The 26,841-nt window shown below is 67.2% G+C and carries 16 protein-coding genes, 1 tRNA gene and 1 pseudogene; 4 read left to right on the forward strand and 14 right to left on the reverse strand.

Annotated features, from left to right (window positions below; translation table 11 throughout):
- Positions 1–112: 112 nt before the first annotated feature.
- A complete protein-coding gene (locus YS110_04205; protein UJB64024.1) occupies positions 113–799 on the forward strand; it encodes a TetR/AcrR family transcriptional regulator in 687 nt (228 codons plus the stop codon).
- Positions 800–828: 29 nt separating this feature from the next.
- Here YS110_04205 and YS110_04210 read toward each other — a convergent pair whose 3' ends face one another.
- Genes YS110_04210 through YS110_04230 form a run of 5 tightly spaced genes read right to left on the reverse strand, consistent with a single transcriptional unit; the run spans position 829 to position 7,818 of the window.
- Entirely contained in the window at positions 829–1,566 is a 738-nt protein-coding gene (locus tag YS110_04210) for a TetR/AcrR family transcriptional regulator (protein ID UJB64025.1), read from the reverse strand.
- Positions 1,490–2,926: a TolC family protein gene (locus YS110_04215; GenBank protein ID UJB64026.1), complete on the reverse strand. Its 1,437-nt coding sequence runs from the start codon at positions 2,924–2,926 to the stop codon at positions 1,490–1,492. Before YS110_04215 ends, YS110_04210 begins: the two co-directional genes overlap by 77 nt.
- Positions 2,927–2,928: 2 nt before the next feature.
- Positions 2,929–4,056: an ABC transporter permease gene (locus YS110_04220; protein UJB64027.1), complete on the reverse strand. Its 1,128-nt coding sequence runs from the start codon at positions 4,054–4,056 to the stop codon at positions 2,929–2,931.
- 1 nt (position 4,057) lies between these two features.
- Positions 4,058–6,841, reverse strand: a complete 2,784-nt coding sequence (gene rbbA, locus YS110_04225) for a ribosome-associated ATPase/putative transporter RbbA (protein ID UJB64028.1) — start codon at positions 6,839–6,841, stop codon at positions 4,058–4,060.
- Positions 6,838–7,818 (reverse strand): HlyD family efflux transporter periplasmic adaptor subunit, encoded by a 981-nt coding sequence (locus tag YS110_04230; protein ID UJB64029.1) that lies wholly within the window; start codon positions 7,816–7,818, stop codon positions 6,838–6,840. Before YS110_04230 ends, rbbA begins: the two co-directional genes overlap by 4 nt.
- Before the next feature lie 307 nt (positions 7,819–8,125).
- Between YS110_04230 and YS110_04235 the strand changes: the two are divergent.
- Positions 8,126–8,554, forward strand: a pseudogene (locus YS110_04235) (HipA domain-containing protein).
- Between the two features lie 238 nt (positions 8,555–8,792).
- Here YS110_04235 and YS110_04240 read toward each other — a convergent pair.
- Positions 8,793–8,863: transfer RNA gene (locus tag YS110_04240), tRNA-Gly, on the reverse strand.
- Positions 8,864–8,937: 74 nt separating this feature from the next.
- Positions 8,938–11,232 (reverse strand): 5-methyltetrahydropteroyltriglutamate--homocysteine S-methyltransferase, encoded by a 2,295-nt coding sequence (gene metE, locus YS110_04245; protein ID UJB64030.1) that lies wholly within the window; start codon positions 11,230–11,232, stop codon positions 8,938–8,940.
- Positions 11,233–11,353: 121 nt separating this feature from the next.
- Here metE and YS110_04250 point away from each other — a divergent pair, with 121 nt between their 5' ends.
- Positions 11,354–12,238 (forward strand): LysR family transcriptional regulator, encoded by an 885-nt coding sequence (locus YS110_04250; GenBank protein UJB64031.1) that lies wholly within the window; start codon positions 11,354–11,356, stop codon positions 12,236–12,238.
- Positions 12,239–12,335: 97 nt separating this feature from the next.
- Here YS110_04250 and YS110_04255 read toward each other — a convergent pair whose 3' ends face one another.
- The 7 genes from YS110_04255 to YS110_04285 form a co-directional block, all read right to left on the reverse strand.
- Positions 12,336–15,785 carry a pyruvate carboxylase gene (locus YS110_04255; GenBank protein UJB64032.1) on the reverse strand — a complete coding sequence of 1,150 codons (3,450 nt, stop codon included), beginning with the start codon at positions 15,783–15,785 and terminating at the stop codon, positions 12,336–12,338.
- Positions 15,786–15,818: 33 nt separating this feature from the next.
- Entirely contained in the window at positions 15,819–18,500 is a 2,682-nt protein-coding gene (gene acnA, locus YS110_04260; protein ID UJB67343.1) for an aconitate hydratase AcnA, read from the reverse strand.
- A gap of 43 nt (positions 18,501–18,543) precedes the next feature.
- On the reverse strand, positions 18,544–19,404 hold the full coding sequence (locus tag YS110_04265) for an isocitrate lyase/PEP mutase family protein (protein UJB64033.1): 861 nt from the start codon (positions 19,402–19,404) through the stop codon (positions 18,544–18,546).
- A 125-nt stretch (positions 19,405–19,529) separates the two neighbouring features.
- On the reverse strand, positions 19,530–20,708 hold the full coding sequence (gene prpF / locus YS110_04270) for a 2-methylaconitate cis-trans isomerase PrpF (protein ID UJB67344.1): 1,179 nt from the start codon (positions 20,706–20,708) through the stop codon (positions 19,530–19,532).
- 205 nt (positions 20,709–20,913) lie between these two features.
- Positions 20,914–23,553: a Fe/S-dependent 2-methylisocitrate dehydratase AcnD gene (gene acnD, locus YS110_04275; protein ID UJB64034.1), complete on the reverse strand. Its 2,640-nt coding sequence runs from the start codon at positions 23,551–23,553 to the stop codon at positions 20,914–20,916.
- A 115-nt stretch (positions 23,554–23,668) separates the two neighbouring features.
- Positions 23,669–24,832, reverse strand: a complete 1,164-nt coding sequence (gene prpC / locus YS110_04280; protein UJB64035.1) for a 2-methylcitrate synthase — start codon at positions 24,830–24,832, stop codon at positions 23,669–23,671.
- Positions 24,829–25,227: an acyl-CoA thioesterase gene (locus YS110_04285; protein ID UJB64036.1), complete on the reverse strand. Its 399-nt coding sequence runs from the start codon at positions 25,225–25,227 to the stop codon at positions 24,829–24,831. Before YS110_04285 ends, prpC begins: the two co-directional genes overlap by 4 nt.
- Positions 25,228–25,353: 126 nt before the next feature.
- On the opposite strand from YS110_04285, the gene YS110_04290 reads away from it, so the two are divergent.
- Positions 25,354–26,796, forward strand: a complete 1,443-nt coding sequence (locus YS110_04290) for a DUF2083 domain-containing protein (GenBank protein ID UJB64037.1) — start codon at positions 25,354–25,356, stop codon at positions 26,794–26,796.
- The last annotated feature ends 45 nt before the right edge of the window (positions 26,797–26,841 follow it).

A 26,841-nucleotide genomic window follows, 5' to 3' on the forward strand; every position in this document is an offset into this window, starting at 1 on the left:
AAGGTTGGTGATGTCTTGATGTTCTCATAATGAGATATGTCTCATTATGAGAACATTGTCGTTTTCACCTAGACTCCTGCTTTTCTTTCTCTTGAGCCTTTCATCCCTACCTATGTCCAAGATGCCGAACGCCGACCATCGAACCCGGGTTGCCGCAGAGCGGCGGGAACGGATGCAGGCGCGGCTCGTCGAATGCGCCCTGGCCGTGTTTGCCGAAAAAGGCGTTGGCGCAAGCGTCATCCAGGACGTCATCGCCACCGCGGAAGTTTCACAAGGGACCTTCTACAACTACTTCAGGACCAATGACGAACTGCTGGCCGCCGTCGTGCAGGAACTGAGCAACGAACTGCTGGAAGGCATCGAGGGCGCGGTGAGCCGCCACGAGGATCCCGCCGCCCGCATCGCCCATGGCGTGCGGCTCTACCTCTACCGCGCAAGGGACTTTCCCTTGTTCGCGCGCTTCGTCGTGAGCGCCGCATTCCACCTGGCGAGCCCGAACAACCTCATCTATGAGTACCTGCCGCCCCACCTCGAAGCTGGCTTCGCCTCCGGCCGTTTCGTGAGGATCCCTGTCGAGGTGGCCCTCGATCTGGTCAGCGGCTTCGCGCTGGCGGCCATCGTCCGCTTGACGACCGGCGAGGTCGGCGGCGACTATCCGGAACAGGTGGTGTTGACACTGCTGCGTGCGCTCGGATTCGACGAGCAGAAAGCCCGCAACGTTGCGTTCGCGCCATTGGAACCCCTGCCCGTACCACCAATTTCGCTGATCTCCCGCGCTACGGCGCGACTCGATGCCTAGAGCGGAAACGATGCCTGTTGAACAAGCGGCTATGCCGCTTGTGTCGTGGACGGCCTCGATGCCGGTAGAGAGGCGCTGGCCAGTGCACGGGCTTCCGCACGAGACACGCCCAGTGAAACGAGCACCAGTTCGGCGGTGTCCGAACCCGCGTCGCGCCAGGTCTTGAAACCTTCCAGCACGACAAAGATCGCGCCCAATACCGAGCCCCCCAGCAAGCCGATGACGGAAGCGAGCTGCTCGGGCTGGAAGTGATACCTCCCGGTCTGCAGTCCCTCCATCAAGTCCAAGGCTGGCTGTCCCTTCCAAATCTGCTGCAGTGACGCGTTGCTGCAACCAAAGTGGGTCAGGAATCGCCCCCAGTGGGGCTCTTCGTGCGCCCGCCGGATGTAGAGCCGAATGCCGTTCGCCAGCCGCTGCGCGGGATCGGTAATTCCATCGAAGCCCGCCACAATCCGGTCATTCATCTCCTCGGCGAACTGCGCGGCGACCTCATCGAACAACCGGGCGGGATCGCTGAGATTGTTGTATACAGTGCCTCGGGCCACGCCTGCAGCATGGGCGAGTTCCCGCACGTTCACCTGGGTCACGCCCCGCTCGGCAAATAGCTTCAGCGCCGCAGCGTGAAGACGTTGCTGGGCTGCAGTCAGTGTTGTCACACGAATCGCTCCAATTTTCAAAATACGCTTGCAGTCACCAGCCTCCACCCAGCGCCTGATAGAGCTGCACGCTGGCGATGGCCTGCTCCATGCGCAACTGCGCCAAGGCATCCTCCGTTCGGGTGATCTCAACCCGGGCCTTCAGAACCTCGTCACGGGTCGCTTCTCCCGCATCGAACAGCAGTCGCTTCGATTCAGCAACGTGGCGAGACGCATCCAGGCTGCGCTCCAGCCCCGATATTCGAGCATCGAGCCCAAAGCGCATGCCATAGGCATTCTCCACGTCTTCCAGTGCCGCCAATACCGCTTTGTCGTAGTCGGCCACTGCGGCTTGCAATTGAGCATCGCCAGCACGGACATTCGCCTTCAGGCGACCGGCATTGAACAAGGGCAAGGAAACGCGCAGGCCCATCAGTCCTCCGAAACCGGAGACATCGGGAATGGTATCGAACGTCAGGCGCCCATCGCCACCCAGGAATACGATGCCGAAGCTGGGCAGCAGATCCGCCTTGAGGCGCTTGAGCTGCGCCACCCGAGCCTCCACCGCCCACAGCGCGGCACGTGCGTCCGGCCGGCGATTCAGGACGCTGGATGGCAGTTGACCGCTGGGCGGCGGCGGGACGGGCATGGCTTCGGACGCCAGCGCCGGCGCATGTTGTGGCGGCAGTCCGCACAGCACGGCCAGCCGGCGCAGACGTGTTTCAAACAGCGCTGCAAGATAAGGTCTCGCCGCCTGCTGTTCTTCCAGGTGGGCGCGCGTGAGGGCGACCTCGGCCGCCTTCACATGCCCCGCCGTGAAGCGGGCCTGCACATACCGGTGCAGTTCTTTGGTCGTGGCGATGGACTCGTCGAGGATCGCCAGGCGCTGACGCAGCGCGAGCGCCTGGCGGTAGTTTCCGGCGACCTCCGCCGCCACCAGGACGTGCGCGCCATGCAGCCTTTCCTCTGCGATGGCGGCTGCGGCGCGGGCGGCCTGCTCGTTGGCACGGTTGCCGCCGAATACGTCTGGCTCCCAAGCCGCGGACACACCGGCTCCGTAGCCTTTGACTTGGCTGGGGGGTGGAATGCTGGAGGTCAAGGGCGGCAGCATCGCGCGCCAAGGATCCTGATCCCGCCAGTCGATTTTCCCGGTGACGCCAGCCGCATTGGCGGAGAGCGTTGGGTACAGCGCGGACTCGGCCGCAGTGACCATCGCCCGGGCAGCTTCGAGGTTGGCCTGCGCAGTACGGATGTCGGGGTTCGCGGCCAGCGCCTGGTCTATCAGCGCGTGCATCGCCGGGTCGTTCCAGACATGCCACCACGCACGCACGTCCTGTTCGTCACCCGGCATACGCGCCACAGGCGCACTGAATGCCTGCGGCGGACTTGCCTGCGGGGAAGGAGGCTCGACATGAACAATGGAACTGCAGCCAGCAAGCAGGCCCAGCAGAAGCACGCAATGGGGAAGCGCAGAACAGCGCAGGAGTCTCATGATCAACCTTGTCTTGCCAGCATGGAACGGAAGCGCGACAGCGCGAGGCCGAGAAACAGTGCGCCAGACAGGGCAATGCCAATGATCTGCGCAGCGATGGTCTGGGCCCCGGCGCCTCGGTACAGCACCGCCTGCGAGAGTGCGACGAACTGGGTCGTGGGCAGAATTTGCACAATGCCCTGAAGCAGCACAGGCATGCTCTCCACGGGTGTGGCCGCGCCGGAAAGCAGATAGGAGATCGCATACACGGGCACCACCAGCAGACCGAACTGCGGCATGGTCGAAGTCAGCGTGGCCAGCCACATGCCCAGCGCGGTGGTGGAGAACAGGTACAGCGACATCACGGCGGCGAACAGCAGCCAGGAGCCTGCGATGGGCACGCCCAGGCCGAGATGCACCACCAGCCACAGGGACAGCATCGAAGCTACCAGTATGACCAGACCGTTTGCAAGGATCTTGCCCATCGCGATTTCGCTCGCGCGCACCGGCATCACCAGCAGGTGTTCGATGGTGCCGTGCTCGCGCTCCCGGATGACCGCGGCTCCCACCAGGATGATCGATAGGATCGTGATGTTGGTGACGATCTGCATCACCGAAGTGAACCAGGACGATTCGTTGTTGGGATTGAAGTGCAGGCGGCTCTCGACAACGAGCGGCATCATCGATTGCAAATCACGCGAGCGCATCCAGGCCAGGGTCTCCACCAGGAAGATCTGCTGGAAATAGGCGGCGCCCAGACCTGCCTGCGTCATTGCGGTCGCGTCCACCAGCACCTGCACGCCCGGTCGGCGGCCCGCAAGCACGTCGGCCTCGAATCGCGGCGGAAACTGCACCACGAAGATATAGCGGCCCGCGTCCATGTCCGGCCCTGCCCGGTCGCGCGGGATTTCAACCGGCGTCTTGAAGTACGGCGGCAGGATCGCGTCTCGCAGCCGCAGGCTCAGTTGCGAGCGGTCATCATCGATCACTGCCACCGAGGCATTCGATACGTCGGCGCGAATGCCGTGCGCAATCGAAACGATGGCGGCCGTGAACGCGAACACGATCAATGCCATCAGGATGTAGTCGCGCATGACGCTGCGCAGTTCCTTGCCCACCAGCAGCCCGACATTGACCAGCCAGCGTCCCATCTCATGCCTCCTGCTTACGCAGAAAAAGCCGTGCGCCGACCAGGCAGATCAGCGCGGTCGCCGCCAGCATGAAATAGGCCTGGCCGAAGCTGGCGGGCCCCAACCCCTTGGAGAAAGTGCCCAGGCTGACCAATTGGAACCAGGTGGAAGGGAAGAACTGCCCCAGCCAATAGCTGGCTCCCGTCAGCGTCGAGACCGGGTACAGCAGGCCGGAGAAGTTGACCGAAGGGATGAGGCACAGCAGCGCCGTACCGAAAATCGCCGCGACCTGCGAGCTGACCAGGGTCGACACCAGCAGCCCCAGCGCGGTGACCACCAGAACGAACAGCGCCCCGCCGAGAAACAGCGCCGCGAACGATCCCTTTAATGGCACGCCCAGCCACACCACAGTCAGCAGCACCAGCGTGAGAAAACTGAGAGCGGCCAGTACGGCATAGGGCAACTGCTTGCCGACCAGGAACTGGCCGACGCTGGCAGGAGACGCATAGAGATTGACGATGGAGCCAACCTCCTTTTCGCGCACTACGCCCAAGGCGGTGAGCATGGTAGGAATCAGGATCGTCGCCAGCATGAGCACGCCTGGCGCAATCGCATAGATGCTGCGGAAGTCCTGGTTGTAGACGAAGCGCGCCTCGACCCTGATCGGAAGCGCAGCCCCGACCTCCAGGGCCACCGGCTGCTGCCCGAGCAGCCTCCGTGTGTAGTCCAGGGTGATGGCATTGGCATAGGCACGCACATTGGCGGCGGTGAACGGCACGGCGCCGTCCACGGCGAAATCGACGACGGGTTGCCTGCCAGCCATCAGGTCGCGGCCGAAACCGGGCGGAATATCGATCAGCAAGCGCAGTTCTCCGTCACGCAACAGGTCATCCCCCCGCCCGCGGTCGGGCGGTGACGGCCTCTCGATGAAGTAGGGTGACCCCTGGAACTGCTCGATGAAGCCGCGGCTGGCTGCGGTGCGGTCATGGTCGAGCACCGCGAACGGAATGTTCGCCACGTCAAAGGAAATGCTGTAGGCGGCGATGATGCTCAACACGATCGGCCCCAGCAGGGCGAAGGCCAGGCGCTGGCGGTCCCGCGCCAGTTCGAGCGTCTCCCGGCGAGCGAAGGTCCATGCCATCGCCAGCCAGTGCCGCAAACCCGAACGCGGCGCGGATGCCGCTTCGCCGGGTCCGCGGGCGGCCTGCAGCGCCACGGCGGCACGCTCGTGGTCCGAAGCGTTCCCCTGTCTATCGGCCTCCACGTCGTCCAGGTAAGCGATGAAGGCTTCTTCCAGGTTGCCAAGGCCGCGCTGGCCCGCCAGATCGGCCGGCGTGCCAACCGCAAGCACCCGGCCCCGGTGCATCAGCGAGATGCGGTCACACCGCTCGGCCTCGTTCATGAAGTGCGTGGACACGAAGATGGTAACGCCCTTGTTACGCGAGAGCTCGGCCAGATGACGCCAGAACATGTCGCGCGCGGCAGGATCGACACCGGAAGTGGGCTCGTCCAGGATCAGGATTTCCGGCTGGTGCAGGCAGGCCGCGGCCAGTTGCAGGCGCTGGCGGATGCCCAGCGGCAGCGAGGAGGGCTGCAGATCCGCATACGGCTGCAACTCGAACTGCAGCAGCGCGCGCTCCACGACCGTTGCCGCCTCCTGCGCCGGTATTCGATACAGCCGCGCATGCAGCATCAGGTTGCGCCGCACGCTCAGTTCCTCATACAGCGAGAAAGCCTGCGACATATAGCCCACCCGCATGCGGGTCTCCATGTCGCCGTGGTGAATGGGCTGCCCGAGCAGTTCGGCGCTGCCGCTGGAGATGTCGAGCAGGCCCGTCAGCATCTTCATCGTGGTGCTCTTGCCGCAGCCGTTGGAGCCGAGGAAGCCGAAAATCTCGCCCCGTCCAATGCGGAAGCTGACATCGTCCACCGCGATGAAGTCGCCGAAGCGGCGGGTCAGATGGCTAGCCTGGATCGCCGGGGCGCCGCCAGGATCCTTCCAGGCAGGGATGGCCAGCTTTTCGGCGGGCGGGCGCCGCTCCGGGGGGAGAAACTGGGCATAAGCCTCCTCCAAGGTGGAGCAAGCCGTACGCTGCTTGAGTTCGTCGGGACTCCCCTGGGCGAGGATACGTCCATCGTCCATGGCCACCAACTGATCGAAGCGCTCGGCTTCGTCCATGTAGGCGGTGGAAATGACGACCGTCATATCCTTGCGCTCGCGGCGCAAATCGTCCACCAGCGCCCAGAATTGCCGACGCGACAGCGGATCCACCCCCGTGGTGGGCTCGTCCAGGATCAGCAAATCCGGGTCGTGCACCAGCGCGCAGCACAGCCCCAGTTTCTGCTTCATGCCGCCAGACAGCTTGCCCGCCGGACGGTCGGGAAAGGGCGCGAGGCCCGTGGCCTGCAGCAGGCGTTCGATACGGGCGTGCCGCTCGCCCGCATCCAGCCCGAACAGGCGGGCGAAGAAATCGACGTTCTCGTAAACGCTCAGGGTTGGATACAGGTTGTGGCCCAGGCCCTGCGGCATGAACGCCACACGCGAGGACAGGGCGCTGCGCTTGCGCGGGTCGGCAATGTCCTGACCGAGCACGCGTACCCGCCCCTGCTGCACGCGTTTGACGCCCGACACCAGGGCCAGCAAAGTCGATTTGCCGACTCCGTCCGGCCCCAGCAGGGCAATACTGGCACCAGCCGGCAGGGTCAGGGATACGTCCCGCAGAGCCACGGTACTGGAATAGCGATGGCCGAGCCCTTCCACCACCACCGCGCCCGGGGCTCCATCGCCGAAAGCGTGGGACGTCATCGCTGCTGGACCTGCAAGCCGACAGGCCAGGACTCGACGCTCGTGCGCACGTAGCCGTCGCCAATCACGCCGCCCTTGAGCTTGCCGTTGAACTCGCTCGCCACCTCACGCGGAACACGCAGCCTGACCCGGTAAACGAGATTCTGGCGTTCACTGGTGGTTTCAACGTACTTGGGCGTGAATTGCGCGTCGGAGTCAACCATATCGACGGTGGCGGGCAGTGCCCGGCCCTCGAAGCCCTCCAGCACAATGCGCGCCTCGTCACCGACCTTCAACGCCCCGGCCACCGCGGCGGGATAGAACACGGTCAGAGAGACATCCTGAGGATCCAGCAATACCGCCACCCGCCCGCCAGGCGGCAGCATGGCACCAGGCTCCACCAATCTGTATTCCACCCGTCCGGCGATGGGGGCGCGCAATTTCAGCCCATCGAGCATCGTCTGGATCAGTCTGATTTGCGCCCGGGCTTCATCTGCGGCATGTCCCGCAGTGGTCACCTGATTGCTGGAACCTGCCTGCGCCGCCGACTCCGCCTCAAACACGAGGCGGCGCTTGTCCAATTCCACGGCAGAAATCTCTTGCTGAGCCCGCAAGCCCTCCGCCTGCTGCCATTCGAGGCGCGCGAGCGCAACTTTGCGGGTCTGGGCATCCTGCCCGGACCGCGCGCGAGCCTGCTCGGAAAGTGCGCGCCCCAAAGCGGCCTCGGCCTGCGCCAGTTTCGCCAGGAGCTCATCGCCTTCCTGAGTCCCCAGGATCTGCCCGGCCTCCACCGGATCGCCTTCATGAACCTGCAACGTGACCAGACGCCCAGGGTACTTCGCCGCGACATCGATCCGGGTCAGCTCCAGACGTCCATTGGCGCGGTGAAAGCTCGCGGGCCAGGTATCCACGCGCTGATGCTTCCACCAGTACGTGGCGGTGAGCAGGGCCAATCCCGCAAGGGAAAGTGCCAGTAAGAGTCGATTGCGCTGTGTCATGGGCGAGACGATGTGGGTTCAGCAAATTGCAATGAATTCTAGACGGAAAATGAAAAATTGAACACATGTGTTCAATTTAGTTGTAAATGTCGCATTCCTTGTAGCGGGTGCGCAATCTGTTCAACGTGTGGCAGTTCTACGAATCAGCCGGCCTGAGTGACAGCGTGGCCGAGTGCTTCGTGGCCTACCTCGCTGGGCACAATCGCCCGCCGCACGCAGTGCTGTTCGGTGACACGTACTTCTTGAACACACTCGCGATCTGCTCCAGGCTGCTCTGCCGACCGCCCTTCAGCGCGGGCAGTTGACGCATGCAGGCGCAGACCTGGCACAACTGTTCCGCCGCGTGGCATTCAACGTCGCGGTCGGCAACCGGGACGATCACCTGCGCAACCACGGCTTCGTGCTTGGCAAGACAGGGTGGCGCCTCGCGCCAGCGTTTGATGTCAACCCGAACATCGACAAGGCGGAGCATGTCCTGAACATCGACGATGTCGACAACCGGCCGAGCCTGGAGACGGTTCTCAGCACGGCGGCGTTCTACGGGCTTGCGGACAGCCCTGCCCGGCAGGTGGTGGAAGAGGTGGCAGCAGCGGTCGATGGATGGCAGGACGCAGCGCGCAGGGCTGGCATCTCAGGCGCCGACATCGACCTGACGGCGGGGGCTTTCTCGGCCCACGCGGAGTTTCGTACGTCCGTAGGGCAGGCGGATGCAAACACTGTGCCGCTCCGGAGGTAGAGGAACCGGTTCCACGCCTGCGAATCCTGGCTTTCATGCCGTGGATGCGGGACGTCCTTCAAGTCGCATCAATGCGGTGACCCGGATATCGCATTGTTGGCCCGAAAAATGTACTTGATTGGGTAAGCTGTGGGCAGATTCCACTGATTGCCAGCGAAGCCCAGACGAAAAATTTCCTGTTATTTCAACAACTTAGGAAACTTCTCAGAGTCACACGGCGGGTGTGATTCTCAAAATGAGCGGGTGAAGGGAATCGAACCCTCGTATGAAGCTTGGGAAGCTGCCGTTCTACCATTGAACTACACCCGCAGAAGCACCGCATTATAGGTGCGGTGCGCCAGCCCGGCATCGATGTGCCGGAGAACATGCCGAAGCAGCGCCGCTCAGGCTGCGCAGGCACGCAGCGTCTTGGCGGCGGAGACCATGGCGCTCAGCGCCGGGATCACCTCCTCCCACTGGCGTGTCTTGAGGCCGCAGTCGGGGTTGACCCACAGGCGCCCGGCCGGCACGCGCTCGGCGGCCTTCTTCATGAGCTGGACAATGTGCTCCTGCGTCGGGATGTTGGGCGAGTGGATGTCGTACACGCCGGGGCCGATCTCGTTGGGGTACTGGAAATTCTCGAAGGCGTCGAGCAGTTCCATGTCCGAACGGCTGGTCTCGATGGTGATCACGTCGGCATCCATCCCGGCGATCGACGCGATGATGTCGTTGAACTCCGAGTAGCACATGTGCGTGTGGATCTGCGTTTCGTCGCGCACGCCGTTGGCGGTGATGCGGAAGCTCTCCACCGCCCAGTCGAGGTATTCCTGCCATTGCGCGCGGCGCAGCGGCAGGCCCTCGCGCAGCGCCGCCTCGTCGATCTGGATCACGCGCACGCCGGCCTTCTCCAGGTCCAGCACCTCTTCGCGGATGGCCAGTGCCAGTTGTTTGCACGACGCCGAACGCGGCTGGTCGTCGCGCACGAAGGACCAGTTGAGGATGGTCACCGGGCCGGTGAGCATGCCCTTCATGGGCTTGTGGGTGAGCGACTGGGCGTAGGTGATCCATTCCACGGTCATGGCCTTGGGGCGGCTGATGTCGCCGAACAGGATCGGCGGCTTCACGCAGCGCGAGCCGTAGGACTGCACCCAGCCGAACTGGCTGAACGCATAGCCTTCGAGCTGCTCGCCGAAGTATTCGACCATGTCGTTGCGCTCGGCTTCGCCGTGCACCAGCACGTCCAGCTCCAGCTTCTCCTGCTCGCGCACGCTGCGCTCGATTTCAGCGCGCATCGCGGCCTGGTAGCCGGGGTAGTCCAGGCGGCCGGCCTTGAATTCGCTGCGCGCATGGCGGATCTCCGCGGTCTGCGGGAAGGAGCCGATGGTGGTCGTGGGATAGGCCGGCAGCTTCAGGAAAGCGGCCTGCTTGGCCGCACGCTTGGCGTAGGCGCTCTCGCGCTGGCCCAGGTCGGCACCGATGCGCGCCACCGCCGCCTGCACCGCCGGGTTGTGCACGCGCGGCGAGGCGCGGCGCGCGGCCAGCGCTGCGGCGTTGGCGGCCAGCTCCGCCTTGACCGCGTCACGCCCGTCGCGCAGCGCCTTGCCCAGCACGCGCAGCTCGCCCAGCTTCTGCAGCGCGAAGGCGAGCCAGGACTTGACCTCGGGGTCGAGCTTCTGTTCGCTGTCCAGGTCCACCGGCACGTGCAGCAGCGAGCACGACGGGGCGATCCACAGGCGTTCGCCCAGGCGCTGGGCCAGGGGCTCGACCCAGTCGAGCACAGCCGCCAGGTCGGCCTTCCAGATGTTGCGGCCGTTGATGACACCCAGCGACAGCACCTTGTGCGCCGGCAGCAGGCCCAGCAGCGGCTGCACGCCGCCCTGGTCGTTGATGGCGTCCACGTGCAGGCCGGCCACCGGCAGGTTGGCGGCCAGATAGGCGTTCTCCTGCAGTTGGCCGAAGTAGGTCGCCAGCAGGATCTTGACCTTGGCCGCCTTGAGGTGGTGGTAGGCGGTGTTGAAGGCGTGCTGCCAGTCGGCATCCAGCTCCGTCACGAGGATGGGTTCGTCGATCTGCACCCATTCCACGCCCTGCGCGGCCAGGGTGTCGAGCAGCTCGGCATAGACCGGCAGCAGGCGTTCCAGCAGCGCCAGCTTGTTCGAGTCGTCCTTGGCCTTGCCGATGGCCAGGTAGGTGACCGGGCCGACGATGACGGGCTTGGCGTTCACCCCCTGGGCCTGGGCTTCGGCCAGTTGCGCCAACAGGCGCGCGGCGTCGAGCTTGAATTCGGTGGCGGCGTTGAACTCGGGGACGATGTAGTGGTAGTTGGTGTCGAACCACTTGGTCATTTCGCCCGCGGCCACGCCGCCGCAGCAGGCGCTGTGGTCCTCGGTGCCCCGGGCCGAGCGGCCGCGCGCCACGCGGAAGTAGTTGTCCAGCGCGTCGCCGTGAAAGCCCTGCACGCGCTCGGGCAGGTTGCCGAGCAGGAAGCTGGTGTCCAGCACCTGGTCGTAGAACGAGAAGTCGCCCACGGGCACGAGGTCCAGGCCCTCCTGGTCCTGCCAGTGCCGCTGGCGCAGCTGGGCGCCCAGGGCCGTGAGTTCGTCGCGCGAGGAGGCACCCTTCCAGTAGGACTCCAGCGCGAACTTCAGTTCGCGGCGGGCGCCGATGCGGGGAAAGCCAAGGTTGTGGATCGTCGTCATGTCGGTGTTCGTGAAAGCAGTAAACGGGAGGAAAACGAAGGAAACGGGCGCATGGTAGGCACTGCATTCGATGAAGTAAAATGGTCTTATTTCACATATCGATCAATTTCATTCATATATCATGCTGGAACGCATCCATCTCGCCGTGGTGCAGGAGGTCGAGAAGCAAGGCTCGCTCACGGCCGCCGCCGACAAGCTGTGCGTCACCCAGTCGGCCCTGAGCCACAGCATGAAGAAGCTGGAGCAGCAGCTCGGCACCGACATCTGGCTGCGCGAGGGCCGCAGCCTGCGCCTGACGCAGGCCGGCCAGTACCTGCTGGCGGTGGCCAATCGGGTGCTGCCGCAGCTCGACCTGGCCGAGGAGCGCCTGCGCCAGTTCGCCCAGGGCGAGCGCGGCAGCCTGCGCATCGGCATGGAGTGCCATCCGTGCTACCAGTGGCTGCTCAAGGTGGTGTCGCCCTACCTCGCCGCGTGGCCCGACGTGGACGTGGACGTGAAGCAGAAATTCCAGTTCGGCGGCATCGGCGCGCTGCTGGGCTACGAGATCGACGTGCTGGTCACGCCCGACCCGCTGCACAAGCCCGGCCTGCGCTTCGAGCCCGTGTTCGACTACGAGCAGGTGCTGGTGGTGGCGCGCGGCCACGCGCTGGCCCAGGCCCCGTACGCCAGGCCCGGGCAGCTCGCGCAGGAGGTGCTCATCACCTACCCCGTGGCCACCGACCGGCTCGACATCTACACCCAGTTCCTGCTGCCCGCGGGCATCACGCCGCAGCGCCACAAAACCATCGAGACCACCGACATCATGCTGCAGATGGTGGCCAGCGGCCGCGGCGTGGCGGCGCTGCCGCGCTGGCTGGCGCAGGAGTACGCCACGCGCATGGACGTGGTGCCCGTGCGCCTGGGCCCCAAGGGCATCGCCAAGCAGATCCACCTGGGCATGCGCGAGGCAGATCTCGCCATCGACTACGTGCAGGACTTCATTTCGCAGGCCCGCAAGCCGGTCTGAAGCGCCTCTCCATGCTTCGTTTTCCGTAGCTGCTTGCGCTTGACTGCAAAGGGTTTGCGCCGGTTTTCATGCAAAACCGGCGCCCTCCCCTCCCCGGTTAGGCGAATTCGATCAGCAGGTCCTTGGCCTCCACGCGGTCGCCCGGCGCCACCAGCACCTTGGCCACCGTGCCGTCGCGCTCGGCGCTGACGGCGTTCTCCATCTTCATGGCCTCGATGGACAGCAGCGGGCTACCGCGCGTGACCTTCTGGCCCGGCTTGACCGCGACCGCCGCCACCGCCCCCGGCATGGGCGCGCCCACGTGCAGCGGGTTGCCCTCCTGCGCCTGGGCGCGCGCCTTGCGCAGCGCGCCCTCCTGGCCCGCGCGCTGGATGCGCACCGGCCGGGGCTGGCCGTTGAGTTCGAAGAACAGGCGCGTCTCACCGCTGTCCTTGTCCTCGGCCTGGCCGAGCAGGCGCACCACCAGGGTCTTGCCCTGGTCGATGTCCACGGCCATCTCGCCCTGCTCGGGCAGGCCGTAGAAGAACACCGGCGTGGGCAGCGCGGACACGTCGCCGTACTGGCGCCGGTGCGCCATGTACTCGGTGAACACCTTGGGGTACATGAGCCAGCTCGCCAGGTCGGCATCGCCGATGCGGTGGTCGGCGGCCTTGGCGGCCCTGGCGCGCTCGGCCTCCAGGTCCACGGCGGGGATGTGCGCGCCGGCGCGGCCCTCGACGGCGCGCGCGCCCTTGAGGATACGCTGCTGCACGCCGGCCGGAAAGCCGTCGGCCGGGTACCCCAGGTCGCCGCGCATGAAGGACACGACGGAATCGGGGAAGGAGATCTCCCGCCCGGGTTCCATCACGTCGGCCGCGGTGAGGTTGCCGGCGACCAGGAAGATCGCCATGTCGCCCACCACCTTGGACGAAGGCGTGACCTTGACGATGTCGCCGAACAACTGGTTCACCTCGGCGTAGCTGCGCGCGATCTCGTCCCAGCGGCTGTCCAGCCCCATGGCGCGCGCCTGCTCGCGCAGGTTGGTGTACTGGCCGCCGGGCATCTCGTGGCGGTACACGTCCGAGGTGCCGCTTCGCATGTCGGCCTCGAAGGGCGCGTAATAGCGCCGCACGCCTTCCCAGTAGCGCGAGAAGGGCTCGATGCGCGCCGGGGTCAGGCCGGTGTCGCGCCCGGTATGGGCCAGGCCCGCGATGATGGTGCCCAGGCTGGGCTGCGAGGTCAGGCCGCTCATGGCGTCCATGGCGCCGTCCACGGCATCGGCCCCGGCCTCTGCGGCGGCCAGCACGCTGGCCACCGCGCCGCCGCTGGTGTCATGGGTGTGGAAGTGGATGGGCAGGCCCGTTTCCTCGCGCAGCGCCTTGACCAGCGCGCGCACGGCGGGCGGGCGGCACACGCCCGCCATGTCCTTGATGCCGATGATGTGCGCGCCGGCCTTTTCCAGCTGCCGGGCCATGTCCACGTAGTAGCGGAGCTGGTACTTGGGGCGGCTGGCGTCGAACAGGTCGGCGGTGTAGCAGATGGTGCCTTCGCACAGCGCGCCGGTCTCGATCACGGCGTCCATGGCCACGCGCATGTTCTCCACCCAGTTGAGCGAGTCGAACACGCGGAACAGGTCGATCCCCTCCTTGGCCGCCTGCTGCACGAAGTAGCGCACCACGTTGTCGGCGTAGTTGGTGTAGCCCACGGCGTTGGCGCCGCGCAGCAGCATCTGCAGCAGCGTGTTGGGCACGGCGGCGCGCAGGCGGCGCAGGCGCTCCCACGGGTCTTCCTTGAGGAAGCGCATGGCCACGTCGAAGGTCGCGCCGCCCCAGCATTCGAGCGACAACAGCTCGGGCAGCAGGCGCGCGTAGTGTGGCGCGATGGCGGCCATGTCGGCCGTGCGCATGCGCGTGGCGAACAGCGACTGGTGCGCGTCGCGCATGGTGGTGTCGGTGAGCAGCGTGCGCTCCTGCGCGCGCATCCATTGCGCGAAGCCCTGCGCGCCGCGCTCGCGCAGTTCGTCGCGCGTGCCGCGCGGAACCTGCGCGCCGCGCTCCAGTTTTGGGAGCGCCGGCCGCGCCAGGGGCTGCGCGGGCGCGGCGCGGCCCTTCATCTCGGGGTTGCCGTTGACCACCACCTCGCCGACGAACTTCAGCAAACGGCTGGCGCGGTCCTTGCGCGGCGCGATCTGGAACAGCTCGGGCGTGGTGTCGAGGAAGCGCGTGGTGCACTCGCCGCGCTTGAACAGCGGGTGCGCGATCACGTTCTCCAGGAAGGCCAGGTTGGTCGCCACGCCGCGGATGCGGAACTCGCGCAGCGCGCGGTCCATGCGCCGGATGGATTCCTCGGGGTCGTGGCCGCGCGCCGTCACCTTGACCAGCAGCGAGTCGTAGTACGGCGTGATGACCGCGCCGCCGTAGGCCGTGCCCGCGTCGAGCCGGATGCCCGCGCCCGCCGCGCTGCGGTAGGCCGTGAGGCGCCCGTAGTCGGGCGCGAAGCCCTTCTCGGGGTCTTCGGTGGTCACGCGGCACTGCAGCGCGTGGCCCGAGAGGCGGATGTGCGGCTGCGCGGGCAGGTAGTCGTCCTCGCCGATGCGCGCGCCTTCCGTCACGCGGATCTGCGCCTTGACGATGTCCAGGCCCGTCACTTCCTCGGTCACGGTGTGCTCGACCTGGATGCGCGGGTTCACTTCGATGAAGTAGAAGCGGCCCGTGTCCGCGTCCATCAGGAACTCCACCGTGCCCGCGTGCGTGTAGTCCACGCCGCGCGCGAGTTTGAGCGCCGCCTCGCACAGCCCGGCGCGCTGCGCGTCGTCCAGGTACGGCGCGGGCGCGCGCTCCACCACCTTCTGGTTGCGCCGCTGCACCGAGCAGTCGCGCTCGAACAGGTGCACCAGGTTGCCGTGCTGGTCGCCCAGCACCTGCACCTCGACGTGGCGCGCGCGCTGCACCAGCTTTTCCAGGTAGACCTCGCCGTTGCCAAAGGCGGCGATGGCCTCGCGCCGCGCGGCGGCGATCGAGGGCAGCAGCTCGGCTTCCTCGTGGATGGCGCGCATGCCGCGCCCTCCTCCCCCCCAGCTCGCCTTGAGCATCAGCGGATAACCCACCTCGCGGGCCAGGCGCAGGCATTCGCCATCGTCCTCGGGCAGCGCGCCGGTGGCGGGCACCACGGGCACGTTCAGCCGCTCGGCCAGGGCACGCGCGGCCACCTTGTTGCCCAGCTCGCGCATCACGTCGGGCCGGGGGCCGATGAAGGCGATGCCCGCATCCGCGCAGGCCTGGGCGAACTCGGGGTTCTCCGACAGGAAGCCGTAGCCGGGGTGGATGGCATCGACGCCCGCGCGCCGGGCGATTTCCAGGATGCCCGCGATGTCGAGGTAGGCCTCGATGGGCCGCCGCCCCTCGCCCACGAGGTAGCTCTCGTCGGCCTTGAAGCGGTGCAGCGCCAGCCGGTCCTCGCTGGCGTAGATGGCCACGGTGCGGATGCCCAGCTCGGCGGCGGCGCGCATGGCGCGGATGGCGATCTCGCCCCGGTTGGCAACGAGGATGCTCTGGATGGTCTTTTTCATGGTGGGAGCGCGTTGGAAAGTGGAAAGGCGCGGCTACGCGGCCTCCGGCAGGCCCTGGTGGCGCGCCAGCCGCTGCCGCAGCACGTAGGGCAGGATGCCGCCGTGGCGGTAGTAGGCCTCCTCGATCGCGGAGTCGATCCGCGCGCGCAAGGGCACCGTGGTCCGGTCGCCGTTGCGCCGCTGGATCACCAGGTCGAGGACCTGCCCGGTGTGCACGCCGCCCACATCGCCAACCAGGTCGAACACCTCATCGCCCGCCAGGCCGAGTGACTGCGCGCTGGCGCCGTGCATGAATTCGAGCGGAAGAATGCCCATGCCGACCAGGTTGCTGCGGTGGATGCGCTCGAAGCTGCGGGCAATGACGGCGCACACGCCAAGCAGCCGCGGCCCCTTGGCCGCCCAGTCGCGGCTGGAGCCGTTGCCGTACTCCTCCCCGGCGAACACGAGCATGGGCACGCCGTCGGCCGCGTACCGGGTCGCCGCGGCGAAGATACTCATGCGCTCGCCGCCGGGCTGGTGCAGCGTGATGCTGCCCTGCTCGCCGCCCGCCATGAGGTTGCGGATACGCAGGTGCGCGAAGCTGCTGCGCACCATCACCTTGTCCTGCGCGCGCCGCGAGATGTAGCTGTTGAAGTCCTCCGGCCGCACGCCCAGGGACATCAGGTACTGGCCCGACTCCGAGGACGGCGGAATCTCCCCGCCGGGGTTGATGTGGTCGGTCGTCACCGAGTCGCCCAGGATGGCGAGGGCGCGCGCGCCCCGGATGCCGGTGGCCTCGGGCAGCCGCGCGTCCACGCCGTCGAAGAACGGCGGGCGCTTCAGGTAGGTCGAACCGTCCTCCCACGTGAACAGGTCGCCCGTGGGGGCCGGCAGGCTGTCCCACAAGGGGTCCGCCGGCTTACGCGCCTGGATCTCCAGCACATGGCGCGGGTCCTGGGCGAAGGGCAGGACCTCTTCCAGCTCCTCGGCGCTCGGCCAGATGTCGCGCAGGTAGACGGGCTGGCCATCGGCGCCCTGGCCCAGGGGCTCGGTCGCGGGGTCGAGGTCGCTGCGGCCCGCGATGGCGAACGCCACCACCAGGGGCGGGCTCATCAGGAAGTTGGCCTTGATGGCCTGGTGGATGCGCGCCTCGAAATTGCGGTTGCCCGACAGCACGGCGGCGACCGTGAGGCCGCCCTCCTGGATCTGCGCCATGATCTCCGGCGCCAGCGGGCCGGAGTTGCCCATGCAGGTGGCGCAGCCGTAGCCCACGGCCTGGAAGCCCAGCGCGTCGAGGAACGGCTCCAGCCCCGCCGCGCGCAGGTAGGCCGGCACCACGCGGGAGCCCGGCGTGAAGGAGGTCTTGACGTGGGCGGCGCTGCGCAGCCCCTTTTCCACTGCCTTGCGCGCCAGCAGCCCGGCGGCGAGCATCAGCCGCGCGTTCGACGTGTTGGTGCAGGAGGTGATGGCGGCCAGCACCACGTCGCCGTGCTGCAACCCGGCCCGGCCCTGGTCGCGGGACGCGCCCTCGGGGAGCAGTTGGCCCACGGCCTGCTTCAGGCCGGTGAGCGCAATGCGGTCCTGCGGGCGGGACGGGCCGGCCACGCTGGGCACCACCGCGCCCAGGTCGATGTGCACCGTGTCGCTGTAGTCGATGGTGCCGCGCGCGGGCATGCCGAACATGCCCTGGGCCTCGAAGTACGCGCGCAGCGCCGCCAGCTCCCGGGGCGTGCGGCCCACCGTTTTCAGGTAGCTCAGGGTGTTGTCATCAACCGGAAAGAAGGCTGCCGTGGCGCCGTATTCCGGCGCCATGTTGGAGATGGTGGCGCGGTCCGGCCCGGTCAGGCCCGCGGCGCCGTCGCCAAAGAATTCGACGAACTTGCCCACCACTTTTTTGGCGCGCAGCGCCTGCACCACGGTGAGCACGATGTCGGTGGCCAGCACGCCGGGCTGCGGGGCGCCGGTCAGTTCCACGCCCACCACGTCGGGCGCGACCAGGTACATCGGCTGGCCCAGCATGGCCGCCTCGGCCTCGATGCCGCCCACGCCCCAGCCCAGCACGCCCACGCCGTTGATCATGGGCGTGTGGCTGTCGGTGCCGAGCAGCGAGTCGAAGTGGTACACGCCCTGCGCGTTGCGATGCACGCCGCGCGCCAGGCGCTCCATGTTCAACTGGTGCACGATGCCGGCCCCCGGCGGAAAGATGCGGATGCCCTTGAAGGCGCCCGCCGCCCATTTCAGGAAGGAGTAGCGCTCGGCGTTGCGCTGGTACTCCAGCTCCATGTTCAGGCGCAGGGCATCCTTGCTGCCGGCATGCTCGACCAGGATGGAATGGTCCACCACCAGGTCCACCGGCACCATGGGTTCGATGTCGGCCGGCGCCATGCCCAGTTGCGCGGCGGCATCGCGCATGGCCGCCAGGTCGGCCAGCAGCGGCACGCCGGAGGAGTCGGGCGCGATGACGCGCGCCACCACGAACGGGATTTCGTCCGTGCGCTTGCCCTTCGGCTGCCACGCGGCGAGCTGGCGCAGGTGGTGCTCCTGCACGCTGGCGCCGTCGATGTTGCGCAGGATGGACTCCAGCAGCACGCGCAGCGTGTGCGGAAGCCGGGAAATGGCGCCGAACCCCTGCGCTTCGAGCGCGGCCAGGGAATGGAACTGGCCCGCCGGTTCTCCGTCGATGGCGAGCGTGCGCAGGGTGTCTTGGGGGTGGAATGTCATCTGGCGGGAGGAAATGGCAGCCCCGGCTTGGAGTCCCGGGGCCTGGACCGTTTGGGGATCAGGTGTAGCGCTTTTCCAGCGCGTCCCATTCGTGCTTGCTGACCAAGCGCTGGCGCTCGGCGAACGGGGTGACAAGGCCGCTCGATTCCTGCACTTCCTTGGCGTCGCGCAGCGTGGTCAGCGCCTTTTGCATGCCCATCACCGCGCCCTGCAGCGCGGCGTTGGCGTACAGCACGATGCCGAAGCCGAGTTCGCCCAGCTGCTCGGCGTTGAAGATCGGCGTCTTGCCGCCGATCACCATGTTCATGAGCTGGGGCTTCGCCAGGCGCTGCGGCAGCGCGCGCACTTCCTCAGGCTTGGTCACGGCCTCGACGAAGAGGATGTCGGCGCCCGCCTCGGCGAACTTCTGCGCGCGCTCCACGGCGGCCTCGAAGCCGTGCGTGGCGGCGGCGTCGGTGCGCGCCATGATGAGGAAATCGGGGTCGCGCCGCGCATCGACGGCGGCCTTGATCTTGCTCACCGCTTCCTCGGTGGAAATCACTTCCTTGCCGCTGAAGTGGCCGCAGCGCTTGGGCGCCACCTGGTCTTCGAGCTGGATGCAGTCGGCCCCGGCGCGCTCCAGCGTGCGCACGGTGTGGACCACGTTCAGCGCGTTGCCAAAGCCCGTGTCGGCATCGACGATGAGCGGCACGTCCACCGCGTCGCGGATGCGCGCCGTGTGGTCGGCGATTTCGTGCAGGCCCATGAAGCCCTGGTCCGGCATGCCGAACCACATATTGGTCACGCCCGCGCCGGTCACGTAGATGGCCTGGAAGCCCAGGTCGGCGATCACCTTGGCCGACAGCGCGTTGAACGCGCCCGGAACGAGCAGGCCGTTGCGGGCCTCGACGAGTTGCTTGAGTTGCTTGCGGGTGGACATCCGTTGCTCCAATTTTTGATAAAAAAATAGCTGCCAGCCCTTATATGGCAAGCGCTGGCAGCTATGAAAACAGGAGTTTTTGCCATGTCTCCGAGGGAGAGCGCTCCTGCAGAAGAAACACGGTGCTAGCCAGGTACCCTCACCCAGCCTTCCATGAGGATGCGGGCGCTGCGGCTCATCACGGCCTTGGTGACCGTCCACTGGCCGTTGTCCTGTTTCGCCTCGGCGCCCACGCGCAGGGTGCCGGAGGGGTGGCCGAAGCGCACCGCCGCGCGTTCGCCGCCGCCCGCCGCCAGGTTCACCAGCGTGCCGGGAATGGCCGCCGCCGTGCCGATGGCCACGGCGCAGGTGCCCATCATGGCGTGGTGCAGCTTGCCCATGGACAGGGCGCGCACCAGCAGGTCCACATCCGCCGCCGCGATGGTTTTACCGCTGGAGGCGGTGTAGTCCTTGGGCGGGCTAACGAAAGCGATCTTGGGCGTGTGCTGGCGCGTGGCGGCTTCCTCGGGGGTCTGGATGAGGCCCATGCGCAGCGCGCCGGCGACGCGGATTTTTTCGAACCGCGCCAGTTGCGCCGGGTCGCCGTTGATGTCCTCGCGCAGCTCCGTGCCCTGGTAGCCGATATCGGCGGCGTTGACGAACACGGTGGGAATGCCCGCGTTGATCATGGTGGCGGGGAAATTGCCGACGCCCGGCACCTCCAGCGTATCGACCAGGTTGCCCGTGGGGAACATGGCCCCGCCCTCGTCGCCATCGTCCGACGGGTCCATGAACTCCAGCACGATTTCGGCAGCCGGAAAGGTCACGCCGTCCAGCTCGAAGCCGCCGGTTTCCTGCACCTGGCCGCCCGCCACGGGCACGTGGGCAATGATGGTCTTGCCGATGTTGGCCTGCCAGATGCGCACCACGCACACGCCGTGGTCCGGGATGCGGCCCGCCTCCACCAGGCCCGCGTGGATAGCGAACGCCCCGGCGGCGGTGGAGAGGTTGCCGCAGTTGCCGCTCCAGTCGACGAAGTCCTTGTCGATGGACACCTGCCCGTAGAGGTAGTCCACGTCATGCCCGGCGCGCGTGCTCTTGCTCAGGATGACGCACTTGCTGGTGCTGGAGGTGGCCCCGCCCATGCCGTCGATCTGCGCGCCGTACGGGTCGGGGCTGCCGATGACGCGCTGGAACAGCTTGTCGCGCGCCGGGCCGGGCTGGCGCGCGGCCTCGGGCAGGTCCTGCAGGCGGAAGAACACGCCCTTGCTGGTGCCCCCGCGCAGGTAGGTGGCGGGGATGCGGATCTGGGGAAGGTGCTGGATCATATCGATTTTGATAGCTGCTCGCGCTTGTCTGACAAGGCTTCAGAGCGTGTTCACGATCTCGCGCGAAGGGGTGCAGGATGCGGATCGGGATGGGCTGCTAGGCGCAAACCGCAGCAATAGCCTTGCTATTGCGAGGATTTGCAACAACGCAGACCGCCCGATTCCGCGCCTGCACACCCGCGTGGAGATCGTGAACACGCTCTCAAGCCCGATTGGATGCCAAGAAGTCTTGCGCGAAGCGCTGCAGCACGCCGCCCGCTTCGTAGACCGAGACTTCCTCGGCGGTGTCGAGGCGGCAGGTGGTGGCCACGCGGTCGGTCTGGCCGTTTTGGCGGTGGATGACCAGCGTGAGGTCGGCGCGCGGCTCCAGCTTGCCTTCCACATCGTAGGTCTCGGTGCCGTCGAGCTGCAGCGTCAGGCGGTTCACGCCCGGCTTGAACTCCAGCGGCAGCACGCCCATGCCGATGAGGTTGGTGCGGTGGATGCGCTCGAAACCCTCGGCCACCACCGTCTCCACGCCCGCCAGGCGCACGCCCTTGGCAGCCCAGTCGCGGCTGGAGCCCTGGCCGTAGTCGGCGCCGGCGATGATGATGAGCGGCTGGCGGCGGTTCAGGTACGCCTCGATGGCCTCCCACATGCGCACCACCTTGCCCTCGGGCTCGATGCGCGCCAGCGACCCCTTCTTCACCTGGCCATCGACCACGGCCATCTCGTTGACGAGCTGCGGGTTGGCGAAGGTGGCGCGCATCGCGGTCAGGTGGTCGCCGCGGTGCGTGGCGTAGGAGTTGAAGTCCTCCTCCGGCAGGCCCATCTTGTGCAGGTACTCGCCCGCAGCGCTGTCCAGCAGGATGGCGTTGGACGGCGACAGGTGGTCGGTGGTGATGTTGTCGGGCAGCAGGGCCAGCGGGCGCATGCCCTTGAGCGTGCGCGGAAAGGCCGCCAGCGCGCCCACGCCTTCCGTGTCCCAGTACGGCGGGCGGCGGATGTAGGTGGACTGCGGGCGCCAGTCGTACTGCGGCGCCGCCTTTTCACCGTCGTCCTTGCGGATGGCGAACATGGGCTCGTACACGGCGCGGAACTGCTCGGGCTTGACGGCGCGGGCGACGATGGCGTCGATCTCCTCGTCGCTGGGCCAGATGTCCTTGAGGCGGATCTCCTTGCCATCCACCACCTTCAGCACATCGTTCTCGATGTCGAAGCGCACCGTGCCCGCGATCGCATAGGCCACCACCAGCGGCGGCGAGGCCAGGAACGCCTGCTTGGCATACGGGTGGATGCGCCCGTCGAAGTTGCGGTTGCCCGAGAGCACGGCCGTGGCGTACAGGTCGCGGTCGATGATCTCCTGCTGGATCTTGGGGTCGAGCGCGCCGCTCATGCCGTTGCAGGTGGTGCAAGCGAAGGCGACGATGCCGAAGCCGAGCTTTTCCAGGTCGCCGAGCAGGTTCGCTTCCTTCAAATACAGCTCCACGGCCTTCGAGCCGGGCGCCAGCGAGGTCTTGACCCAGGGCTTGCGCACCAGGCCCAGGCGGTTCGCGTTGCGCGCCAGCAGCGCGGCCGCGATGACGTTGCGCGGGTTGCTGGTGTTGGTGCAGCTGGTGATGGCGGCGATGATCACGGCGCCATCGGGCATCAGCCCCTCGGCCTCCTCGGCGCGGGCCATTTCGAGCTTGATGGCGCCGGCGATGCCGCGGTCCACCAGTGCCGAGGTGGGCAGGCGGCGGTGCGGGTTGCTCGGGCCGGCCATGTTGCGCACCACGCTGGAGAGGTCGAACGCGAGCACGCGCTCGTACTCGGCGGTCTTCAGGTCGTCGGCCCAGAAGCCGGCGGCCTTGGCGTAGGTTTCCACCAACTGCACCTGTTCGGGGCTGCGGTCGGTCAGGCGCAGGTAGGCCGTGGTCTGCGCATCGATGAAGAACAGCGCGGCGGTGGCGCCGTACTCGGGGCACATGTTCGAGATGGTGGCGCGGTCGCCGATCGACAGGCTGTCCGCGCCCTCGCCGAAGAACTCCACGTACGCACCCACGACCTTCTCCTTGCGCAGGAATTCGGTCAGCGCGAGGGCAATGTCGGTGGCGGTGATGCCCGGCTGGCGCTTGCCGGTGAGCCTGACGCCCACGATGTCGGGCAGGCGCATCCACGAGGCGCGGCCCAGCATCACGTTCTCGGCCTCCAGCCCGCCCACGCCCACGGCGATCACGCCCAGCGCATCGACGTGCGGCGTGTGGCTGTCGGTGCCCACGCAGGTGTCGGGGAAGACCACGCTGCCCTCTCCATCCTTCTGCACGTACACGACGGGCGACATCTTCTCCAGGTTGATCTGGTGCATGATCCCGTTCCCCGCCGGGATCACGTCCACGTTGGCGAAGGCCTTCTTCGTCCACTCGATGAAGTGGAAGCGGTCCTCGTTGCGGCGGTCCTCGATCTCGCGGTTCTTGCGGAAGGCGTCGGGGTCGAAGCCGCCGCACTCCACGGCCAGCGAGTGATCGACGATCAACTGCACCGGCACCACGGGATTGACGGCAGCCGGGTCGCCGCCCTCCTTCGCAATCGCGTCGCGCAGGCCCGCCAGATCGACCAGCGCGGTCTGGCCCAGGATGTCGTGGCACACCACGCGCACGGGGAACCACGGAAAGTCGATCTCGCGCTTGCGCTCGATGAGCTGGCGCAGGTAGCCGGCCAACTGCGCCGGGTCGGCGCGGCGCACCAGGTTCTCGGCGTGCACGCGCGCCGTGTAGGGCAGCCTGGCCCAGGCGCCGGGTTGGAGGGCATCGACGGCCTCGCGCGCGTCGAAGTACTGCAGGGACGTGCCGGGAAGGGGTTTGCGGTGGGCGGTGTTCGTCATGGGGCGGGCAGGTTCACTATTCTTCTGATAGCTGCTGGCGCTTGTCCACAGCCATTTTCAGCATGAAATTACGCTGAAAATGGCTTCTGGAAAGCGCTGGCAGCTATGGTTTTTGTCAGAGGCGCTCCTCGATGGGCACGAACTTCTGGTCTTCCGGCCCGGTGTAGTTGGCGCTGGGGCGGATGATCTTGTTGTCCACGCGCTGCTCGATCACGTGCGCGGCCCAGCCGCTGGTGCGCGCGATGACGAACAGCGGCGTGAACATGGCGGTGGGCACCTGCATCATGTGGTAGCTCACGGCGCTGAACCAGTCGAGGTTGGGGAACATCTTCTTGACTTCCCACATCACGGATTCGAGCCGCTCGGCGATGTCGTACATCTTGGTGCTGCCCGCCTCATCCGACAGGCGCTTGGCCACGCCCTTGATGATGACGTTGCGCGGGTCGCTCACCGTGTACACCGGGTGGCCGAAGCCGATCACCACCTCCTTGGCCTCGACGCGGCGGCGGATGTCGGCCTCGGCTTGGCCGGGGTTGTCGTAGCGCTTCTGGATCTCGAACGCCACCTCGTTGGCGCCGCCGTGCTTGGGGCCGCGCAGCGCGCCAATGGCGCCCGAAATGCTCGAATACATGTCGCTGCCCGTGCCGGCGATGACGCGCGCGGTGAAGGTGGAGGCGTTGAACTCGTGCTCGGCGTACAGGTTCAGCGAGGTGTGCATGGCGCGCACCCAGCCCTCCGAGGGCGGCGCGCCGTGCAGCAGGTGCAGGAAGTGGCCGCCGATGGAGTCGTCATCCGTCTCCACCTCGATGCGGCGGCCCGAATTGCTGAAGTGGTACCAGTACAGCAGCATGCTGCCCAGGCTGGCCATCAGGCGGTCGGCAATGTCGCGCGCGCCCGGCAGGTTGTGGTCATCCTTCTCGGGCAGCGCGCAGCCCAGGGCCGAAACGCCGGTGCGCATCACGTCCATCGGGTGGCTGGCGGCAGGCAGTTGCTCCAGCGCGGCCTTCACGCTGCCGGGCAGGCCGCGCAGGGCTTTGAGCTTGGCCTTGTAGGCCTTGAGTTCGGCGCGCGTGGGCAGCTTGCCGTGCACCAGCAGGTGGGCGATTTCCTCGAACTCGCATACCTCGGCAATGTCCAGGATGTCGTAGCCGCGGTAGTGTAGGTCGTTACCCGTGCGGCCCACGGTGCACAGGGCGGTGTTGCCGGCCGTGACGCCCGACAGAGCGACGGACTTCTTGACTTTGGGGGCTGCCACGGCCTCGGCGGTGGGGGTGTTCATGGTTGGGTCTCCTGGTTGCGATAAGAACATGCGATGGCGACGGGACGGCCGGCGGCATCCACCGCCACCATCTCGAACACCCCTTTCAACACCTCCTCGGGCGGAATGCCCGGCTGGTCCGCCAGCCCGGTCACGCACACGGTCATGGAGCTGCGGCCCACGCGGCTGACCCAGCCGCGCAGCGTGAGCTGGCTGCCGACCGGCACGGGCGCGAGGAAATCCACGCCCGTCACGCCGGCCATCACCACCTCGCGCTGCGCCAGGCCGCGCGCGGCCAGAAAGGCGGCCTGCGCCATCAGCTGCAGGCCCTGCCCGGCAAACAAGGTGCCGTGGTGGTTGGCCCGCGCCGGCAGCACCAGTTCGCGCGTCTCTACGGTTCCTGGGGGTGTTGTCATGCTTCGCAATTTACGCAGAATAGAGCCCCAGGAACAGGGCTGAAAAGGCGAAATCTTGCGAAACAAAACCCCGCGAATTGCGAATTCTGCGAATATCATCACCCCCCACATACCAGGAGCAGCGGCATGAAAAAAACCTTCATGGGCGTCAAGCTGCGCAAGCTGCGCGCCGAGCGCGGCCTGTCGCAGATCGCGCTGGCCCAGGCGCTGGGCCTCTCGCCCAGCTACCTGAACCAGATCGAGCAGAACCAGCGCCCGCTCACCGTGCAGGTGCTGCTCAAGCTGCACCGCACGCTGGGCGTGGACATCCAGCAGTTCTCCGAGGACGAGGAAGCGCGCCTGATCGCCGGCCTGCGCGAGGCCCTGGCCGACGCCGCCGAGCCCGTGGCCGTGCCCGAGCTGCAAGAGGTGGCGGCGCAGATGCCCGCGCTGGGCCGCGCCGTCATCGCCCTGCACCGCCGCGCGCTGGAGGCGCAGGAGCGCCTGGAAACCCTGGCGCTGCGCCTGGGCGACGGCCGCTCCGACATCGTGGACAGCGTGGCCCCCGCGCGCGCCATGCCCTTCGAGGTGGTGCGCGACTTCTTCTTCGCGCACCAGAACCACTTCGACGCCGTGGACCACGCCGCCGAGGCCCTGGCGCAAGACGCCCCGCGCGTGCACGGCGGGCGCCTGGGCGAATGGCTGGCGCAGCGCCTGCAGCAGCGCCACGGCGTGCGCGTGGTACTGACCAGCGATGGCCCGGGCGCGGAAAGCGCCGAGGGCAGCAAGCGCCGCTTCGACCCCGGCCAGCGCACGCTGCAGCTGGCCTCCACGCTGGAGCCCGCGCAGCAGGCCTTCCAGCTCGCCACGCAACTGGCGCTGCTGGAGGTGGCCGACACCATCGACCAGCTCACCGACGCCCCGCCCTTCGCGCACGACCCCGCCTCGCGCAAGCTCGCCCGCGTGGGCCTGGCGAACTACTTCGCCGGGGCGCTGCTGCTGCCCTACGGCGTGTTCCTGGAAGCCGCCGAGGCGCTGCGCTACGACATCGACCTGCTGGAGCAGCGCTTCGGCGTGGGCTTCGAGACCGTGTGCCACCGCCTGTCCACGCTGCAGCGCCTGGGCGCGCCCGGCGTGCCGTTCTTCTTCATCCGCGTGGACCGCGCGGGCAACATCAGCAAGCGCCAGTCGGCCACGCACTTCCACTTCAGCCGCACCGGCGGCACCTGCCCGCTGTGGAACGTGTACGAAGCCTTCGGCCAGCCCGAGCGCGTGCTGCGCCAGCTCGCCAGCATGCCCGACGGGCGCAAGTACCTGTGGATCGCGCGCACCGTGAGCGGCGGCCGGCGCGGCTACGGCGCGCCGCGCAAGACCTTTTCAGTGGGCCTGGGCTGCGACATCCGCCACGCCCCGCGCCTGGTCTACGCCAAGGGCCTGGACCTGAACGACCCCGGGGCCGCCACCCCCATCGGCATGGGCTGCAAGGTGTGCGAACGCGAAGCCTGCCCGCAGCGGGCGTTTCCGTACATCGGGCGGGGACTGGAGGTGGATGAGAACCAGAGCCGGTTTGCGCCGTATGGGGCGGTGTAGGCGGAGGTTGGTTTTCGGGGGACAGAAGGTGGTGGGTTCCAACCA

Origin of the sequence: Acidovorax sp. YS12, from assembly GCA_021496925.1 — a bacterium.
Lineage (GTDB): Bacteria > Pseudomonadota > Gammaproteobacteria > Burkholderiales > Burkholderiaceae_C > Paenacidovorax.

What these genes read in the sequence shown, in the direction of transcription:
- YS110_04250 (UJB64031.1), top strand. Translation starts at nt 11,354, where the DNA reads ATGCTGGAACGCATCCATCTCGCCGTGGTGCAGGAGGTCGAGAAGCAA.
- YS110_04265 (UJB64033.1), bottom strand. Translation starts at nt 19,404, where the DNA reads ATGTCCACCCGCAAGCAACTCAAGCAACTCGTCGAGGCCCGCAACGGC.
- YS110_04285 (UJB64036.1), bottom strand. Translation starts at nt 25,227, where the DNA reads ATGACAACACCCCCAGGAACCGTAGAGACGCGCGAACTGGTGCTGCCG.
- rbbA (UJB64028.1), bottom strand. Translation starts at nt 6,841, where the DNA reads ATGACGTCCCACGCTTTCGGCGATGGAGCCCCGGGCGCGGTGGTGGTG.
- YS110_04210 (UJB64025.1), bottom strand. Translation starts at nt 1,566, where the DNA reads ATGCCTTGGCGCAGTTGCGCATGGAGCAGGCCATCGCCAGCGTGCAGC.
- YS110_04290 (UJB64037.1), top strand. Translation starts at nt 25,354, where the DNA reads ATGAAAAAAACCTTCATGGGCGTCAAGCTGCGCAAGCTGCGCGCCGAG.
- YS110_04205 (UJB64024.1), top strand. Translation starts at nt 113, where the DNA reads ATGTCCAAGATGCCGAACGCCGACCATCGAACCCGGGTTGCCGCAGAG.
- metE (UJB64030.1), bottom strand. Translation starts at nt 11,232, where the DNA reads ATGACGACGATCCACAACCTTGGCTTTCCCCGCATCGGCGCCCGCCGC.
- YS110_04255 (UJB64032.1), bottom strand. Translation starts at nt 15,785, where the DNA reads ATGAAAAAGACCATCCAGAGCATCCTCGTTGCCAACCGGGGCGAGATC.
- prpC (UJB64035.1), bottom strand. Translation starts at nt 24,832, where the DNA reads ATGAACACCCCCACCGCCGAGGCCGTGGCAGCCCCCAAAGTCAAGAAG.
- YS110_04230 (UJB64029.1), bottom strand. Translation starts at nt 7,818, where the DNA reads ATGACACAGCGCAATCGACTCTTACTGGCACTTTCCCTTGCGGGATTG.
- YS110_04215 (UJB64026.1), bottom strand. Translation starts at nt 2,926, where the DNA reads ATGAGACTCCTGCGCTGTTCTGCGCTTCCCCATTGCGTGCTTCTGCTG.
- acnD (UJB64034.1), bottom strand. Translation starts at nt 23,553, where the DNA reads ATGACGAACACCGCCCACCGCAAACCCCTTCCCGGCACGTCCCTGCAG.
- YS110_04220 (UJB64027.1), bottom strand. Translation starts at nt 4,056, where the DNA reads ATGGGACGCTGGCTGGTCAATGTCGGGCTGCTGGTGGGCAAGGAACTG.